This window comes from Citrobacter sp. Res13-Sevr-PEB04-36, from assembly GCF_015672735.1.
Taxonomy (GTDB): domain Bacteria; phylum Pseudomonadota; class Gammaproteobacteria; order Enterobacterales; family Enterobacteriaceae; genus Citrobacter.
Window position 1 is genome coordinate 14451 of the sequence record NZ_JADABY010000029.1, and the last position, 17235, is coordinate 31685.

At 53.5% G+C, this 17235-nt stretch carries 14 protein-coding genes; 3 read left to right on the top strand and 11 right to left on the bottom strand.

Annotated elements, in window-relative coordinates:
- Positions 1-10 precede the first annotated feature (10 nt).
- A complete protein-coding gene (locus IMQ48_RS08010; protein WP_196208606.1) occupies positions 11-1129 on the bottom strand; it encodes a YbdK family carboxylate-amine ligase in 1119 nt (372 codons plus the stop codon).
- 388 nt (positions 1130-1517) lie between these two features.
- Here IMQ48_RS08010 and IMQ48_RS08015 point away from each other — a divergent pair, with 388 nt between their 5' ends.
- Entirely contained in the window at positions 1518-2222 is a 705-nt protein-coding gene (locus IMQ48_RS08015; protein ID WP_196208607.1) for a GNAT family N-acetyltransferase, read from the top strand.
- 69 nt (positions 2223-2291) lie between these two features.
- Here IMQ48_RS08015 and IMQ48_RS08020 read toward each other — a convergent pair whose 3' ends face one another.
- Genes IMQ48_RS08020 through IMQ48_RS08035 form a run of 4 tightly spaced genes read right to left on the bottom strand, consistent with a single transcriptional unit; the run spans position 2292 to position 7063 of the window.
- Positions 2292-3803 carry an FGGY family carbohydrate kinase gene (locus tag IMQ48_RS08020; protein WP_196208608.1) on the bottom strand — a complete coding sequence of 504 codons (1512 nt, stop codon included), beginning with the start codon at positions 3801-3803 and terminating at the stop codon, positions 2292-2294.
- A gap of 33 nt (positions 3804-3836) precedes the next feature.
- On the bottom strand, positions 3837-5255 hold the full coding sequence (locus IMQ48_RS08025; protein ID WP_196208609.1) for an L-fucose/L-arabinose isomerase family protein: 1419 nt from the start codon (positions 5253-5255) through the stop codon (positions 3837-3839).
- A gap of 37 nt (positions 5256-5292) precedes the next feature.
- Positions 5293-6240, bottom strand: coding sequence for a transketolase family protein (locus IMQ48_RS08030; RefSeq protein ID WP_196208610.1), 948 nt, complete (start codon positions 6238-6240; stop codon positions 5293-5295).
- Entirely contained in the window at positions 6233-7063 is an 831-nt protein-coding gene (locus IMQ48_RS08035) for a transketolase (RefSeq protein ID WP_196208611.1), read from the bottom strand. Before IMQ48_RS08035 ends, IMQ48_RS08030 begins: the two co-directional genes overlap by 8 nt.
- Positions 7064-7379: 316 nt before the next feature.
- On the opposite strand from IMQ48_RS08035, the gene IMQ48_RS08040 reads away from it, so the two are divergent.
- Entirely contained in the window at positions 7380-8330 is a 951-nt protein-coding gene (locus IMQ48_RS08040; RefSeq protein WP_196208612.1) for a sugar-binding transcriptional regulator, read from the top strand.
- 108 nt (positions 8331-8438) lie between these two features.
- Here IMQ48_RS08040 and IMQ48_RS08045 read toward each other — a convergent pair whose 3' ends face one another.
- The 6 genes from IMQ48_RS08045 to IMQ48_RS08070 all read right to left on the bottom strand — a co-directional run bounded on the left by IMQ48_RS08045 (position 8439) and on the right by IMQ48_RS08070 (position 15740).
- Positions 8439-9527: an ABC transporter permease gene (locus tag IMQ48_RS08045; protein ID WP_196208613.1), complete on the bottom strand. Its 1089-nt coding sequence runs from the start codon at positions 9525-9527 to the stop codon at positions 8439-8441.
- A 1-nt stretch (position 9528) separates the two neighbouring features.
- A complete protein-coding gene (locus IMQ48_RS08050; protein ID WP_196208614.1) occupies positions 9529-11055 on the bottom strand; it encodes a sugar ABC transporter ATP-binding protein in 1527 nt (508 codons plus the stop codon).
- A complete protein-coding gene (locus IMQ48_RS08055; RefSeq protein ID WP_196208615.1) occupies positions 11055-11663 on the bottom strand; it encodes a DUF2291 family protein in 609 nt (202 codons plus the stop codon). The genes IMQ48_RS08050 and IMQ48_RS08055 overlap by 1 nt, the downstream gene beginning before the upstream one ends.
- A gap of 11 nt (positions 11664-11674) precedes the next feature.
- Positions 11675-12616, bottom strand: coding sequence for a D-ribose ABC transporter substrate-binding protein (locus IMQ48_RS08060; protein WP_196208616.1), 942 nt, complete (start codon positions 12614-12616; stop codon positions 11675-11677).
- 117 nt (positions 12617-12733) lie between these two features.
- The gene (entD, locus tag IMQ48_RS08065) at positions 12734-13396 is read right to left on the bottom strand and encodes an enterobactin synthase subunit EntD (RefSeq protein WP_196208617.1); all 663 of its coding nucleotides are present in this window, start codon (positions 13394-13396) and stop codon (positions 12734-12736) included.
- 49 nt (positions 13397-13445) lie between these two features.
- Positions 13446-15740 (bottom strand): TonB-dependent siderophore receptor, encoded by a 2295-nt coding sequence (locus tag IMQ48_RS08070; protein WP_181618860.1) that lies wholly within the window; start codon positions 15738-15740, stop codon positions 13446-13448.
- A gap of 252 nt (positions 15741-15992) precedes the next feature.
- On the opposite strand from IMQ48_RS08070, the gene fes reads away from it, so the two are divergent.
- Entirely contained in the window at positions 15993-17210 is a 1218-nt protein-coding gene (gene fes / locus IMQ48_RS08075; protein WP_196208734.1) for an enterochelin esterase, read from the top strand.
- Positions 17211-17235 lie beyond the last annotated feature (25 nt).

Sequence of the window (17235 nt, forward strand, 5' to 3'; positions counted from 1 at the left end):
AACCCCCCGCTTAACGCCCCGCCCAGATCTCACAATGTTTTTTCACCAGTCCGCTTAGCGATCCGCCATCGGCCACGAAATCGCGTATACGCTGGGCTTCGTTGTGCCCATTTTTTACCTGCTGGCGTAAGGCGTCAATGGCACTGGCGGCACCTACTTTACTCGCCGAGGGGGCGACAAGCTCCAGCAGTCGAAGCGTATCATCTGCCAGGCGATGATGACTGCCGGTATGCACGTCGGTGACTATCCCTTCCAGACCAAAGCGACAGGCCTGAAAACGGTTAAATTTATACAGCAGGTAATCTCGCTCCTGGTGTTTGAAGGGACGATCTTTCAGCAGCCAGTGGGCCGTGGCTTGAATGAGTCCGGCCATGTTGATCGCATGTTCGAGGGTGAGCGGGGTGTCCATTACGCGAACTTCTACCGTACCAAAGTGCGGACTTGGGCGGATGTCCCAGTGCAAATCCTTAATGCTGTCAACGAGGCTGGTGTATGCGAGTCGGCGAAACAATCCCTCAAATTCCTGCCAGTTGTTAACCCACGGCATCGGACCGTTATCGGGAAATCCTGAGAAGATATTGAGTCGAGCGCAGGCAAATTGGGTATCAGCTTCCTGCATATATGGCGAGGCGGCAGACAGCGCAATAAAATGCGGCACAAAGCGCGACAGGCCATGCAGCAGGTAAATGGCGTCGTCGCCGTGGGTACAGCCTACGTGGACATGCTGGCCAAACACCGTTGCCTGCTGAATAAGATAACCAAAATTTTCCAGGTTGCGGCGGTAGCGTTCGTCATCGCACACTTCCTGACGTCGCCATGTCTGAAACGGGTGCGTGCCGCCGCCGCAGATCTCGAGATGATACTCTGCCGCTGTCCGCAGAATTATCTGCTGCATGGCAGAAAACTCTGCTGCTGCTTGGTCAATGTTGCGACAGACCCCGGTTGCCATCTCCAGCATGCTTTCAGTGATATCGTGCTTCACTTCTCCGGCGGTGAGCTGCGGCTTCACGGCGTCAATCAGACGGGAAGAGTCCTGGCTCAGGTCATAGCCTGGCGGATTGACCACCTGCATTTCCAGCTCAATGCCTAATGTAAACGGTTCGGAGACATGAAAGTCGGGTAGTGGCATAGTGTTCCCTTGAGCGTTGATTTTTAATCAGTATATACTCGTCGTCTTTCGAGCCGCAGGTGCGTTGACAGCGCCTGCTCATCCTGGTCACTTACTCTAGTAAGCTCCCAGGAATTTGCAGTCTTGTCGCCTTCCTGCAACTCGAAATCCTTAGAGTATAGAAGGGCTGACGGTTTTCCGTACGGTAAGGGAAATTCACATCCTGCGCTTTGAACGTAAAATGACTGGTGCTATACCCTAAATAATTCGAGTTGCTTAAAGGCGGCAAGGGAGTGAGTCCCCAGGAGCATAGATAACTATGTGACTGGAGTGAGCGTAGCCAACACATAAGCAACTTGAAGTATGACGGGTATATAACCGTTTTTCGCTTTCACTACAGGGGGGAACAGTGCCGGAAATCAATCTCTATGGACAGACGGTAGGCGATGCTCTGCCGGACTGGAAGAGTGCGTCAGTGCTGCCGCGAAGTGGACTGGAAGGACGCTATTGCCGTCTTGAGGTACTGGACGCCGACAGCCATGCCGCCGATTTGTTTGACGCCTATGCGCAAGCACCTGACGAACGAGACTGGACCTGGCTTGCCAGCGAGCGGCCGACTAGCGTTGCGACAGCGGCCCAATGGGTGGTGGGAAAATCCACTGACGCCGGGCTGGTTCCCTACGCAGTTATCGATTTACGCTCCGGGCGAGCTGTCGGGCTGGTATGCTTTATGGCGATCGACTGCGAGAACGGCTCGGTCGAGATTGGCCACGTGACCTGGTCGCCGCGCATGAAAAATACGGTGTTGGGCACGGAAACCGTCTGGCTACTGCTGCGGCAGGCATTTGCCCTCGGGTATCGTCGTGTGGAGTGGAAATGTGACTCGCTGAACGTTGCATCCCGCCGGGCAGCGGAGCGCTTAGGCTTTGTCTTTGAAGGACGCTTTCGCCAGAAAATCGTGCGCAAGGGCCGTAACCGCGACAGCGACTGGCTATCTATTATTGACGGCGAGTGGCCACAACGCGACGCCGTTTTACAACGCTGGCTGGCCCCGGAAAACTTTGATGCACAGGGACAGCAGCGTCAGTCACTGGCGGCGTGTCAGCAGGAATAGAGAGTTTCATCTTTAATATTTAGCCCGCATTCAGCAATGACTGCGGGCTAAATATTTTGTGCCAGAGTGTCATGGAAGCATCTGCCAACGGGTGCGCTCTATGGCACTTTGCCACTCGTACCAACGTTGTTGCAATCGCTCGTGACGCTTGATATCCGGCTGGAACGACACATGATCCGGTAGATAACGTCGAAGTTGGTTGGTCTCGATGCCAAGCAGTGTCTTGCGAGCCAGCAGCGCCGCGCCAGTGGCGGAAAGTTCAGGAACATCGCTACGCATTACCGGACACCCCAGTAAATCAGCCTGATACTGCATCAGCCAGTCATTTTTAGTCGGGCCGCCATCGACCATTAATGCGTTGAGTCTGAAACCGCTGTGCTGACGCATTGCCAGTACTACATCGGCAATCTGATAGGTGATTGACTCCAACGCTGCGCGAACCAGATGTGCACGTTTTACACCGCGGCTGAGGCCCTGAATTAACCCTCGGGCATTTTCATCCCACCAGGGGGCACCCAGCCCGGTGAGCGCGGGAACAAAATAGACCCCTAATGTGGAATCGACCGTTGCGGGAAGCGTATTTAACGCGTGCAGTAGTTGGTCTTCCGACAATTCACTTAACCCGGTGCTATCTGCCATCCAGGCCACGGCATCACCGGTATGTGGAATGTTGCCTTCCAGACCGTAGACCAGCGTTTCACCGTCATGCCAGGCGATGGTGGTGGCCAGTGTATTAACATCACATTGGGTCGATAATACCGGTGCCATCACCGATGAACCGGTGCCGTAAGTTGCTTTAACGCCACCTTCTGCGCCCAGGCTGTGGGCGAATAGCGCGGCATGAGAATCGCCAATCATCGCCAGTATGGGGATCCCGTCGGGGATGGTCGCCAGGCCTTTCGTCACGCCAAAATAGTGACTGGAAGGGCAAACCTCTGGCAGCGCGTGTTGCGGAATACCAAACAGTGCCAGCATCTCGTCATCCCAGTGCGCACTGTTCAGATTGAGCAACTGCGTGCGCGAAGCATTGGACACGTCGCAACGGAATGCTTCGCCCTGAGTCAGGTTCCACAGTAACCAGCTATCAATGGTTCCAAGGCAAATGTCTCCTTGCTGCGCGAGAGTCATGCCGTTGGGTACGGACTCCAGCAGCCAGCGCATTTTAGAGGCGGAGAAGAGCGGGGCGATGGGTAACCCGGTGGCGGATTTGATCTGCGCTTCTCGTCCCTGTTCGCGTAACGTGCGGCAAAAATCTGCCGTGCGCGAGCATTGCCAGGTAATGGCGGGGCCGAGTGGTTGCCCGCTGGAGCGATACCACCCCATGGCAGTTTCACGTTGATTACTGATAGCCAGAGCGGCGACGCGCTCCGTACCGACGGCGGCGATAGCCTGTGCCACAACATCCAGGGATGCTGTAAGCAGCGCTTCGCCAGACTGCTCGACCCAGCCTTCGCGAGGAGTGTGGATAGTCAGTGCGCGAGAGAACTTCGCCACCACATTTCCCACACCGTCCAGCGCGACGGCTTTAGCATTGGTAGTACCTTCATCAAGCGCAATAATGATGTCTTTCTTTGCTGACATGGTCTTCTCCAGCCCCTCTTTTATCCCTGAGTATTAGCGATGGAAAAAGGTGTCCACCCCAAGGTAGCGGGTGAAGGCTTCGTGCAGTACCTCGGCGCTGGCGGAATGGTTCATCGCGACGTGGTGTTCAAAACCGTTGCGACAGATCCATGCCAGTAATTTCTCCAGATGAGGTACCTGAATCACTGCGCGACAGCCGACCGTATCCAGCGGATCGTCTACCGATTGACCTTCGCCAACGTAGGCTTTGATCTCACCGGTTAAATCATCCGTGCTCAGGCGGAAGTAAGTCAGTTCACCACTTTTCATCCGACCGTGTACCGCACCGCAGGTGTTCTCTTTCCCAACGGTGGTACCGATGATATCGGCGGTGCCCATCTTCGGGCTTTCCAGACTGGCTGAGGCAAAGTTACCGCAATGGAACAGCACACATTTATCACGATCGTCGCCGAAGTTGTTATTCCAGTCAGCAATCGAGGCCGGGCTTAAATTACTGCTGGCGAGGGCGTACATTGACAAGGCGCCCATCACATCCACTTCGCAGGCGCTGGGCATTAACTGCCCGGACATCACGCTCATGATTGAGCATACATTGATGCCCAAATTTTCCTGCAGCGAGGTCCAGCACTGGATAGCTGTGGTATCGATATCGTTGGCAATGACCCATTCGCTGATGACGACAAACAGTTTTGCCATCGTGACCAGTTTTTCGGCAGGGATGGCGCTGGCGTCGGCGTTATCCAGCAGTAAGCGGCGTTTTTCATCCACGCGGATATCGTCATCGCGCAGACATTTGATGCGGGTAAAGACTTCAGACAGATCCAGTGTTTCAACGGCGATACCCAGCCTTTCGAGTAACTTTTCACTGTAGCGGACGGTATTAAACCCGGCTGGCCGCGCGCCGATGGCACCAACGCGCACGCCGCGCATACTGGTGACAACGCGGCAAATTTGCTCGAAGCGCTTCAGGTCTTGTTCAAACACACTGCCTGCCAGGTCGCAGACATGTTGGGTGGTCAGGGTGAATGGAATGCCGTACTGGCGCAGGTTATTGCACAGGGAAATTTTACCGCAGAAGCTGTCACGGCGCGTAGCGAGCCCCATTTTATCGAGATTGTCTTCCTGCGCCTGAACCAGTACCGGAACGTTCAGGCCGGAAAGACGCAGCGTTTCCGCTATCGCCTTTTCATCACCAAAGTTAGGCAGCAGTACCACAACACCGTGAATATCGTCGCGATGTGTGCGGAAGAGTTCAGCACAAATTTTCGCATCCTGGCGGCTTTCGACCCCGCCGAGTTCCGTCTGTGTATCGTCGAGCATAATGGTTTTTATGCCCAGTCGGTCAAAGAGTGCGTTGGCTTGTTCGCGGGCTTCAGCGACCAGATAGCTCGGGAAAAATCCCCGGTTACCAATAATCACTGCCATGGTGAGCTGTTGAGGGATACGTGACATCGCTTTCTCCAGTAAGTGTTCTGCAGTTGTTATTGTTTTATCGTTTTGTCTGTAACAGCACGGTGGCGTTTTTCACGACGCCTGCTGCATCAATTTCATGGCGCGCGCGCGTTGCTGTGCGATCGGCTGCGATGGCATATTGACCATCGGCAATGCCCAGTCGACGCAGTGGAATGGCGCAACCCGCTTCTGCCAGCACCTCTGCTACCAGACTTCCCACTCCGCCATTAATGTTATGTTCTTCCACGCTAACCACGGCTTTGCAGTGGGCTAACGCCGCCAGTAATTGTTGGGTGTTGCAAGGACGAATTGACGGTACACTGATTACACAGGCGTCAATACCCGCCTGTTCCAGCAGTGTGGCAGCATCGACAATTTCATGTACGGTGGAGCCCATCGCTACCAGTGCGACATCTTTTCCTTCACGCAAAATATCGATATTACCCGGTGCGAACTGGTAGTTTTCGTCGTGCAATTCGGGTAAGGCTTTTCCATCGAGGCGAATATAAACCGGTCCAACGTGGTTTAAGGCATAGTCGACAATCTGGCGGCATTCCACCGGACAAGAGGGCGCATAAATTTCAATATTGCCAAAACCGCGCAGTACGGAAATGTCATCAATACTGTGATGCGTACTGGCGAGTGGGCCGTAGCTGGCACCCGCGTTGAGTCCAATGAGCTTCACGTTAGTGTTGTTGTAGCAAATATCGACTTTGATTTGTTCATTGGCTCGAGAAATCAGAAACGGAGCGGCGTTACAGGTAACGGCGATTTTACCGCCCAGCGCCAGTCCGGCTGCGGCACCGACCAGCGTTTGTTCGGCGATACCAACGTTAACCAGACGACCAGGAAATTCTTTCATGAATGGCGCGATTTTGGCCGTTGATGTAGAGTCTGCGACCACTGGCACAACGTCCATCCCGCGCTCGACCGCAGCAATTAACGTATTCACCATTACGGTGGCAAGGTGTTCACTATTACGCATCTTTCAGTTCCTCCAGCGCCAGTTCAATTTCTTCACCTTTCGGCACGCGGTGGTGCCATTCCGGGCGACCCTGAATAAAGGAGATCCCGGCACCTTTGGTGGTGTGTGCTATGACGACGTGAGGTTTCCCCTCTGGGGTGAGTCCTTCCAGTGTGTGCACCACATCGGCCATATCATTCCCGTGACATTCTGTAACCTGCATACCGAAGGCTAGCCATTTTTCATCCAACGGATCGGTATTCATGATTTCTCTCGTTGCCCCGGCAAGCTGGAGATTATTTTTGTCGTTGATGATGATGAGGTTATCCAGTTTATAGTGGGCTGCGACCAGTGCGGCTTCCCAGTTGCTGCCTTCGGCCAGTTCGCCATCACCGGTGACGACGAATACCCGACGCTGGCTGTTGCTACGTTTTGCCGCCAGTGCAATTCCTACGGCGACGGGCAGGCCGTGGCCCAGCGCCCCGGTATTGAGTTCGATACCCGGCGTTTTATGTTTTACCGGATGCCCCGGTAGATGCGAATCGGCATGCTGATACGTTGCCAGCCAATCCACGGGAATGAATCCAGCTTCTGCCAGTACGCAGTAGTAACCGCCAACGGCGTGGCCTTTCGACTGGATATAAATATCGCGCTCGTCGCTCTCTTTGAGTTCTGGCGAGCAGTTCAGGATGCGAAAATAGAGCGCCGTGAGCAGTTCAACCTGCGACAGGTCAGCGCCGGTATGCCCGCCAGCTGGGCTTTCAGCATTCAACACGATGATGCGACGACGCACCGCGCGTGCTTTCTTTTCTAGCTCTGGTACTGAGAGCGAAAACGGATTCATATGACACCTCTTGAATGTTTAATCTTATATGAATAAATATTCCGTTAGGGTGCAGTAGTGCAACTGTCTTTCGATCCGCTGCGTGATCCGCAGGTAAAACAGTCTATTGTTATTGATTAGAATAAATATTCACTACTGATTTATTATTCATGATTAAAGATATGCCTTGTCTGGTAGTTTGTCTACGCCTTAAAGCACCAAATTTTGGAGAAAAGAGAAAAGGATCACAGTCCCGTCCTTACAGGAAAGGTGCAGATGGCTTGTTATCTATTCAGGTATGAATAAAAATAACAGTCAGTTTACCAGGGGGAATGCCATGTCAAAGCAGGATGAACAGCGGTTGTTGGTTAAGATCGCCACACTCTATTATGCCGAGAATAAAAAACAATCTGAGATCGCCACGCTGCTGCACTTGTCGCAGTCCTTTGTCTCTCGTGCGCTAACGCGCTGTCAGAAAGAAGGGCTGGTGAAAATCACCGTCGTTCAGCCGACGAATATTTTTGTTGAGCTGGAAAAAGCCATTGAACAGCAGTTTGGTATTCGTCAGGCGATTGTTGTGGATGTCGGTGACTCCCCCAGCAGTACACAAATTAAACACGCGATTGGCAGCGCGGCGGCGCATTACGTTGAAACCCGTCTGCGAGCTGAAGACCTGGTCGGCATTTCTTCCTGGAGTAGCACCATTCGCTGCATGGTTGATGAGATGCACCCGCAAAATATTCGTGCGGCGGGTGTTATCCAGTTGTTGGGCGGTGTAGGGCCGAATGGCAACGTGCAGGCCACGATCCTCACTCAGCAGCTGGCGGCGCATCTTGGTTGCCCGGCCTGGCTTCTGCCTTCACAAAGTATTGAGCATTCGGTGGAGGAGCGTTCACGTCTGGTCAATAGCCCGGATGTTGCAGCTGTTGTCGAAAAATTTGCTGAAGTGGACGTGGCGATTGTAGGTATTGGCGAGCTGGAACCTTCTCAGCTTCTGAAAAATTCGGGTAACTATTACAACGAAGAGATGCTGCGCCTGCTTGCCGAGCGCGGCGCGGTAGGGGATATCTGTCTGCATTATTACGATGCAGCAGGCAATCCGGTACTTAGCCACGATGAAGATCCGGTTATTGGCATGGAATTGTCGCAAATACGCGACTGTAAGCATGTAATTGCGTTGGCGGGCGGCGTGGAAAAACAAAACGCGATACGCGGAGCGTTGCAGGGAGATTATATTGACGTGTTGATTACTGATTACCCGACCGCACGAAGTTTGGTGAAGGGGTGATTTCGTTGTTACCTCCTAAACTTGTACACGTTGAATAGCGCCCGTTTGTCTACAAAGAGTGAATCCCCCGAAGGATAACCCAGGGGGGATTTTTGTCAGGCAATGTGGCTACTGACTTTCCATCGTCGCCTTTTGCGCCACCACCGCGGCTTTTTGCTGCATCCGATTTTGCATTTGGTCGATGATAACCGCGACGATAATCACGATGCCTTTAATCACCATTTGCCAGAACTCGCTGACGCCCATCATCACCAGGCCATCGGCCAGAAAACCGATAACAAATGCGCCAATCAGCGTGCCCAGAATGGTGCCACGGCCACCGGCCAGTGACGTCCCACCAAGTACCACGGCGGCAATCGCGTTCATTTCAAATGCTGTACCATTGGCAGGATGACTGGCGGAAAGTTGGGCTGAAACGACAATACCGGCAATCGCAGCGCACAGCCCGGAAAGGGTATACACCCAGATTTTCACCTGCTTAACCTTCACACCGGACAGTTCAGCTGCACGTTCGTTATCGCCAATGGCGTACACGTGACGACCAAAGGGCAGGCGACGGGCGACGTAAGCTATGACCAGCGCCAGTACGATCATCATCCAGATGGCCCATGGAAGACCTAACAGTGTCCCGGCTCCAATCTCATCAAACCCTGTGTTGCCAAGCTGCGGATTACCGGAAAGCCCAGGGAAGGTTTGCCCGTCAGAGGTCAACATTGCTGCTCCGCGCAGAACGTACATAGTGCCGAGCGTGCAGATAAAGGGCGCGACGTTATAGCGAGTAATGATCCAGCCGTTGGCCGCGCCGATAAGCCCGCCAATCAGCAGGACGATGGGGACTATCACCCAAACGCTGGGGAAAATGGCGATACCGAACATCGGTAGCACAATGCCTTTGGTGATGAGCCATCCGGCAATCATGCCGCACAGACCCAGCGTGGCTCCTATCGAGAGATCGATTCCGGCGGTAATAATGACAAACGTTATCCCCAGTGCCAGAAACGCGTTAATGGCGATGTGTTTGATCATGATGACCATGCTGCCGCCAGAAAGGAACCCTGGTACGGTAATAGCAAAAAAACCGACGATCAGAAACAGCGCAATAAAGGTGCGCAATTTCAGGATCAGCAGCAGAATGTTTTCTCGCGAGAAAGCGACCGTGGAACGCGGCGCGACGACAGCAGTTTGTAGCGTTTTCATGTCAGAACCCCTGAGCACTTGCGGTTACCAGTGCCGATTCTTCGGCACGATCGCGGACGATATCAGCAGTAAGTTTGCCACCGGACATCACCAGAATGCGGTCAGATACCGCCATGATTTCTTTTAAATCTGAGGTAGAAAAAACGACAGCAATGCCCTGTTGTGAAAGCTTTACCATCATGCGAAAGACATCGGCTTTTGCCCCCACGTCGATGCCACGCGTAGGCTCATCCAGAAATAGAATTTTGGGATTGGTGAGCAGTGAGCGACCAATCACCACTTTCTGCTGATTACCGCCGCTCAGTGCCTGGATCTCAACATCTGGCGAAGAAACTTTAATCGACAGATCGCCAATCGTACTGGCGACCACCGCCTCTTCGTCTTTGCGGGCAATGGCAAAGCCGCGATGCAGGCGCCGCCATAGGCTGGCAATCGTCAGGTTGGTCGCCACGGACGATATGGGAAAAATTCCCGTGCGCTTACGGTCTTCCGGGACCAGGCTCATTCCCATACGAATGCGATCGGCGGTGGTTAGGCGCAGCGGGACCGGTTTGCTGTCGAGCCACAGTTTGCCGAGATAGTTGCGCTCCGTACCTAACAGGCACTCAAATAATTCCGTGCGCCCGGCGCCCATCAGCCCATAGATACCGACAATTTCACCGGCATGAACATTAAACGTGACGTCATTAACTACCGCATTGCCAGCAGCATTGACACAGGTAATATGCTCCGCTTCCAGAACCGGAGCGCCAAATTCGCGACCTGCCTCGAGAAAATTACTTACCGGGTCACTCCCTAACATTTCTCGCACAATCCATGGCACATCTATATCGCTGACCCGGGCTTCCGCCTGAAACTTGCCATCGCGCAGAATAGTGATCACATCGCCAATTGCCATCAGTTCTTCCAGTCGATGCGAGATATAGATGATTGAAACACCCTGGCGGGTAAGTTCGCGAATTACGCGAAACAGGATCTCGACTTCGGTTTTGCTGAGTGCTGATGTGGGCTCGTCGAGGATCAGGATGTCCGCATCTTCGGCCAGCGCCTTGGCAATTTCGACCAGTTGTTGTTGTCCTACCTTGAGATTACCGACCAGCTCGCGGGGTGAAATTGGCTGGTCAAGACGGGTTAAAAGTTCAGCAGTACGCATTTCTTGTTCGGCTTCATTAATTGGCGTCATACCTTTTTGGATCTCCCGCCCGAGGAAAATATTTTCTGCGACGGTGAGATTCTCAAACAGATTTAGCTCCTGATGCACCATACCAATACCGTGTGCGGCGGCATCGCGGGTGCTGGAAAAGCGCACGGGGTTGCCGTTGAGCCATATCTCGCCGCTGCTGGGCTGCTGAACACCGGCGAGGATCTTCATCAGGGTTGATTTACCCGCGCCATTTTCGCCGATAATGACGTTTACCTTGCCGCGCCAGACTTGATAATCCACGCTGTCCAGCGCAATCGTGCCGGGAAACAGCATCGAAATAGCGTGAGTGTGCAGGATGGTGTCATCTGCTTGGGTAGTGCGCATTACTGAGCCTCCTGTTGCAGTGCCAGAGCCGCTGCATTTTCCGGCTTACCGGCATTCAGCGTCACAGCGAACAGTACCGTGGCTTTCTTCCCGTACCAACTTTCGTCAACGGCGGGTAAGTGTTTCACCGCTTCGCGGTTATACGCTCGCGAAAGCTGGGCAAACTGAACCTGGTTAGTAAAGTCTTCAAATTTAAAGCCGGTCGCATCGCGAATGGCATTACCGCGCATTACCGGACCAATCTGAATAGTGACCGAGGTGTCATTGACCCTCATCACGATGCTGTTTTCTCGTCCATTGCCGATGTTGACCTTTTCAATTTGACTGGTCAGGCGCACAAATACGCTTTCCGCTGTGGACGATGGTGCTTTCAGGCGCGTGTTGAGAGTCGAATCATCCAGAGCATGTTGTTGAGCTGCATCCAGTACGCGGGATTGCCAGGTTTGTTGCGCGATCTGTTCGGGAGTTTGGTTGTCGAAACTGGCTTTGGCCTGTGGGTCGGCCGGGATGATGGGTTTGCCATTTTCGTCGAGGTCAACTACCGTGCAGGCCGTCAGCAACAGGGTGGTGCACCCAACCAGTGCGACACCCCATTGTGTTAACGACATAATGCCTCCGCTTAGTGACTCAGGTTAAACTTGTTCAGCTTGCTGGCATTGGCTTCATCAATTAGCACGCAATCCATGAGCTGCTTTTCATCTTTCTGCGCTTTGCCGTTTTTCAGGTAGTAATCCGCCTGTTCAACAGCCATTTGTGCTTGCTGCCAGCCGGGTTGCAGGACGGTCGCTTTGATGTTGCTTTTATTGATTATTGAATCGCGGGTGTAGTCACTGCCGTCAAAACCGACCACGATGACGTTATTTTTCCCTGCAGCCTTCAGTGCCGCCTCTGCACCCAGCGCCATGGTGTCGTTACCGGAGATTACGCCGACGATATCCGGGTTGGTTTGCAGAATGGCTTCCATACGGGTAAAGGCTTCAGTTTGGCTCCAGTTTGCCGTTTGCTGGGCTACCATTTTCATATCCGGATAATCATCGAGTACATCGTGATACCCCTGCGAACGCACATGAGCATTGGTGTCTGACTGACGCCCCAGCAGCTCGATGTATTTCCCTTTTCCATCTAGTAGTTTGGCGAATTTTTCTGCACCGAGCTGAGCGCCCTGATAATTGTTCGATACGATTTGTGCTACCGCGATACCGGTTTTATTGATTTCACGATCGATAAGAAAAGCAGGCACGCCTGCAGCTTTGGCTTTTTCCAGCGGACCAACGGTGGCGTCAGCGCCTGCGTTATCGAGAATAATGGCTTTCGCTTTGCGGGCAATGGCGGTCTCAATTAATTGGTTTTGTTTATTAACGTCATCATCATGAGATGCGACCAGCGTGGTGTATCCCAGCTCTTTAGCTTTGGCTACCGCACCGTCGGCTTCTGCTTTAAAGAACGGGTTGTCGTGGGAAGGGGTGATAATCGCAATCAGTCCGTTGTCTGCAGCAAACAGCGAACCTGATGCGGTAAGGATCGAAGCCAGTAATACGGATTTAACGAAGGTTTTGTTCATCTTTTTCTCCACTTTGAATATTTATTCAAATATGATTTATTATTCAATCTAACGATAAGTCGAGTTAATCGAACTGTCTACGATTTGCGCAGCTAATTTCTTAAAAGGAGAAAAGGATCACGATCCTGACGAAGTGGGGGTACACAGGGTAATGATGTCATTATCGCGCTGTGTCCAGCGCACACCGACGGTTCGTCCGGCGAGGTTTGCCGAAAATGACGGCATTATTTGCACCATTAAGTGCGTGGCGGTGAGGGCGGTGATTTTGGCGCTGGCAAAGCCCGGCAGTCCGCGAGTTTGCTCACTGAATGCTTTATATACGCTCTCTTTGGCGGAGAACGCCAGGGTTAAGGCGAGCGGAAAGGGGACCGGGCAACCTTGCAAAACCTGTCGTTCATGGTTGTCGATAATACTGTCAGCCAGTTCGGCTGCGGTGTGGGGTGTAAAAATAGCGTCAATGTCCAGACCTATGGGTTGAGTGCCTACCACCGCCAATGCGGTCGAAGCGCTATGGCTGATGCTGCCAAACAGACCTTGCGGCCACAGCGGTTGGCGGCGCTCGCCGATACCGGGTACTTTTTTGCTGCCATATTCGCGCAGCGCATGGACGGCGGCAATACGCCCCGCTAAATGCTCCGCTTGTCGTTTACGTCCGCTGGTGGCGAGCTGGGCGTAATGAGGAAGCCACAGCAGATCGTGTTCATGCAGGCTGTCGGGGGCAAATTCGACGAGATGCAGCGTATGGCTGGCGAAGGACAGTGGAATGTGGGTTGTGTGCATGATGGCTCACGAATTCCCTCTCCTCAATGGAGGAGAGGGAAAAACGTTATCAGAAGTGCGTGTTAACGCTCATATACCACGTACGGCCCGGTTCGTTATAGGTGTACGCGCCTGCGCCCGCCATATAGTCGCCAGTTTTGATATCGCTGGTGGTTTGGGCATTACCTTCGCGCCACAGACGTTTGTCAAAGACGTTATCCACACCGCCGGTCAGGCTGACGGTTTTGGTCACATCCCAGGTCGCGCTCAGACCGACAATGCTGTACGGGCTGACTTCCTGAGCTGAACTGCCGGTGACCGGTTTACCCTGATAATCGTATTTCTTCGGCTGCTGTTTGCCATACCAGGTGAAGGTGGACTGCAAGGACAGATCCTCGCGTGCCTGCCAGCTCAGCGTAGAGTTCAGTGTATACTCAGGAATAATCGACAGGCGCTCGCCGGTCTCTTTATTCTTACTCTGCAGCATGTAGGTGATGTTGTTGGTCCAGTTGACGGTCTCGCTCACCGGCACGTTCAACGTCCCTTCCAGGCCTTCTACCACCGCTTTAGGCACGTTTTCCCACTGATAAATATCGGTGTAGGTTGTTGTTGTTTTACCGGTAGTCGGGTTTTTCTGGGTAATTGATGTTCTGCTTTGCGGTACAGTTCCCGCCTCGATCTTGTTACGGTAATCGTTGCGGAACCAGGTAACGCCCGCCAGCCAGCCGTCACGTTTGAACTCCAGACCAATCTCTTTGTTGATACTGGTTTCGGCTTTCAGGTCATCGTTACCCATCATGTAGCAGCCAATACCGCTGGCAGAACCGGTGGCATAGCACCCCTGGCCTTTGCTGTACAAAATATAATTCGGGTTAGTCTGGTACAGGCTCGGCGCTTTATAGGCCCGCGCGATGCCCATTTTCAGGGTAAAGTCGTCGCCCAGACCCTGAGACAGGTTCAGCGACGGACTCCAGTTATCACCCACGATACTGTGGTGATCGAAACGCAGGCCCGGCGTCAGCATGGTGCTGTCGGTCAGCTCCATGTTGTTTTCAGCAAACAGGGAGAAGATCTCAGCGTCTGAATAGGGGCTGCGATCGGTGCTGCTGGCTCCGGGTATGTTTCCGCCCATAAAGGTCTGGGTATTGGATGTCATATCCTTCATACGCTGCTGGTTCCACTCGGTACCAAGCGTCAGGTTCTGATTAACCCACAGATCGAATGGAATGCTGATTTCGCTGTGAAGGGTGACATCTGCCAGGTCAGTGTCGGTAAATTGATTACTGTTAAACAGCCCCTCAAGACCGCCTGCCAGGCCTTCACCCAAACGAGAGTTACGGGTGTGTTCGTATTGCGCCCAGTTGCTGGTGGTAATGCCGTTGTCCCAGCCGCCGTTCCATGTCAGCGCATAGTTCTGGCGGTACATACGGTTGGTTTCTTTACCGTAGTATTTTTTTACCAGCCCACTGGTTTTGTTATCGTTGTTAGTATTCTGGGTATCGCCCGCGTACAGATTGCCCTGACGGCTGTAACCCGCTTCAAATTCCAACGATTGCATTGGCGCAAAATCCCAACGCAGCAGACCGTTGATGTCTTTGTTTTTTACCCCTTCACGACCTGCGGGCATGGTATCGGCGTATGACCCCGTACGTGCAGATTGGTGACCCTCGTTGATGTCCCAGGCATCGGCCTGCGTTTTATCAAGATTACCGTTCAGACGGAAGCTGAAATCCCCGCCCAGTGGGCCATTCAGACTAAAGTTGGTGCGTTTGGTGGAGCCTTCTTCTTTGTGTTCCGGGGCGTTGAAATAGGTATTCCAGGACCCATGCCACTCGTTGCTGCCTTTTTTGGTGATGATATTCACCACACCACCTGCAGCGCCGTTGCCGTAACGCGCCGCAGCAGGACCACGCAGCACTTCAATGCGCTCAATCATTTCCGGTGCAACCCAGGCGGTATCGCCACGGGTATCACGCTCGCCGCGCCAGCCCTGACGTACGGAGTTGCGGCTGGTGACCGGCTTGCCGTCGATCAGAATCAGGGTGTTTTCTGGCCCCATGCCGCGAATATCAATCTGACGGTTGTTGCCGCGCTGACCGCTGGTTGAGTTACCGGTCAGGTTTACGCCGGGCATGGTTCGGATGATTTCTGCCACATCGCGCGCGGGAGGGTTCTTACGGATTTCATCGGCCGTGATGGTGGAAACGCCTGGCGCCTGTAGGTTCTGCTGGGCGGCGGTAACGACGATGGTATCTTCATGCGAGACGGCGGTGCTATCGGTTTTATCTTCTGCCATAGCTGGCAGCGCTATCCCGTAAATCCCTAAATTGACCAATAAGGCCAGTGAATGAATCTTGTTGTTCATTGTATGTCCTGCTTTCTTTTAGCCACGTGAACCAATGTGCCGTTGTGGGGCATTTGGCCTGATGTCGCCCGCTCCTGCGAAAACCATCCGTTCCAGAAAAAGTTCGCAGCGTCAGGTCGGTTTATGAGTGGTGAAAAACTGTACGCGCTTCCCACAGCGCGACAATACGCTATTGCAAATGCAAATAGTTATCAATAATATTATCAATATATTTCACGATTGGATTTAAAATTGCACAATAAACATGGGGTTATGACGGTGACGGCGTTAATGATGGGAAGCGAGGCGTGGTGGCAGTCAAAAAATGGCCCGGAATGGGTGCGTGAGGACAGCGGCGATTACCGCGTCACGTTTTGGTGGCGTGACCCGCAGGGAACGGAAAAACACTCCACTATCCGTCGCGTGTGGGTCTACATTACTGGCGTGACCGACCACCATCAAAATGCTGTTCCCCAGTCGATGCAACGTATTGACGGTACAGATGTTTGGTGCTGGAGCATTACCCTGAACGCCCACTGGCGCGGCAGTTACTGTTTCATCCCTTCTACACGAGACGATATTTTTGCCACGTTGAACGCAGGCGACACCCCGGACAGAACGTTACTGCGCGAAGGCTGGCGACAGTTGCTGCCACAGGCCATCGCCGATCCCCTCAATCCTCAAAGCTGGCAAGGCGGGCGCGGTCATGCGGTTTCAGCGCTGGAAATGCCTGATGCCCCCGTGCAGCCTGGCTGGGACAGTCCCCAACCTCCTGATTCACCCGCGATTTGCCTGCAATGGCATAGCGAGAGGTTGGGCAATACGCGCCGCGTGTGGGTGTTTACCACCGGCGAGGAAAATCCCAGGGAACGCCCACTGGCAGTCCTGCTGGACGGACAGTTTTGGGCGCACAGCATGCCGGTCTGGCCCGCGCTGACCTCACTGACTCGACGACATCAGCTTCCTCCTGCCGTTTATCTCCTGATTGATGCCATCGATACACCTCATCGCAGCCACGAGCTGCCGTGCAATGCCAATTTCTGGCAGGCGGTGCAGCAGGAGTTACTGCCGTTGGTGAAAGCGACCGCCGCGTTCAGTGACGATCCGCAGCGCACGGTGGTCGCCGGGCAAAGCTTTGGGGGATTGTCCTCGCTGTATGCCGGTCTGAACTGGCCGGAACGTTTTGGCTGCGTGCTCAGTCAGTCAGGATCCTACTGGTGGCCGCATCGCACAGGGCATCAGGACGGTGTCGTGATTGAACAACTGAGGGCAGGAACGTTGAGCGCGCAGGGGCTGCGTATTGTTCTGGAAGCCGGTATTCGCGAGCCGATTATTTATCGCGCCAATCAGGCGCTCTTCGCACAGTTACCCCATGCACCACGGTCTATTTTCTGGCGTCAGGTTGAAGGTGGACACGACGCGCTTTGCTGGCGCGGCGGCTTAATGCAGGGGCTGATGACGCTCTGGCAGCCGCTCACCGACACGATTTAACCGGACGATGTTCCACGACAGGAGT